The following is a 1,067-nucleotide window of genomic DNA, read 5'->3' on the forward strand; positions in this document are numbered from 1 at the left end:
GAATACCACCGCCCGTTACACGCGGCTCACTGATATCACCCGTAAAAATACCTGTGAGGCAATTAACCAACTGACCAACGACTTAGCTTTGAGGTGGGAGTGTGGGTTATGAGCCAGTTTATCGATATTTTACGCCAACATCTGGCGGATTTTCGGCGGCGTTATGCCCATCAAATCACCCCAGAAATACATGCTGCTATCCATGCCATGCTCAGCTGTCGTTGCAACACGGCGAGGGTGAGTTGCTGGGATTGTCAAACCTGCGAGCAACAGCTTGAGTTTCCGCTCTCTTGCGGTCATCGCAGTTGCCCACAGTGCCAACATGGCACAACATGTGACTGGCTTGATAAACAACAAGCCAAGTTATTACCGGTGAATTATTTTATGGTGACCTTTACCTTGCCGTTTGAATTAAGAGCCATAGCGAAGTCGCAACCCGAGCCGTTCTATCACGCCATGTTTACCGTGGCAGCGAGTGTACTCAAAGACTTTGCCGCACGCTCCCCTAAGCTCAGTGGTGACATCGGCTTCACCGGCGTACTGCATACTCACAGTCGGCGCAGAGACTACCATCCACATCTGCACTTCATTATCCCTGCTGGGAGCTACGACTCAGGCAAGCGGCAATGGCGTAAGTGTCAAACCCATTACTTATTTAACGCCTTTAATCTTGCCAAGGTGTGGCGAGCACGTTTACTGGCTTATCTGAGTGACACGCTTCAACTCACCCTACCACATCAATCCCACTCGAAATGGGTGGTCGATTGTCAGTTCGTCGGTAAAGGTGCGCCTGCACTGCAATATCTGTCGCGCTACCTTTATCGGGGCGTATTACCCGACAGCAGTATTTGTCGTCATGTCGATAATCAGGTGAGTTTTACCTATCAAGACAGTCAGGCCCGCTGCCAACAAGTACGCAGCTTGCCCGCCGTCGAATTTCTGTGGTTGGTACTGCAACATGTGTTACCCAAAGGATTACGGCGAGTACGAGACTATGGCTTACTGCGAGGCAATGCCAAAAAGCTACGGCAACAAATCCAACTGATGTTGGCTGTCGCAGGTGCAGT

1 protein-coding gene is annotated in these 1,067 nt (G+C 50.6%); it reads left to right on the plus strand.

Annotated elements, in window-relative coordinates; translation table 11 throughout:
* Positions 1 to 108: 108 nt before the first annotated feature.
* Positions 109 to 1,067 (plus strand): IS91 family transposase (locus Q4Q50_RS22300; RefSeq protein ID WP_311901220.1); only part of this gene is annotated, 959 nt, incomplete at its 3' end.

This window comes from Shewanella scandinavica, assembly GCF_031932065.1.
GTDB classification, from domain to species: Bacteria; Pseudomonadota; Gammaproteobacteria; order Enterobacterales; family Shewanellaceae; genus Shewanella; species Shewanella baltica.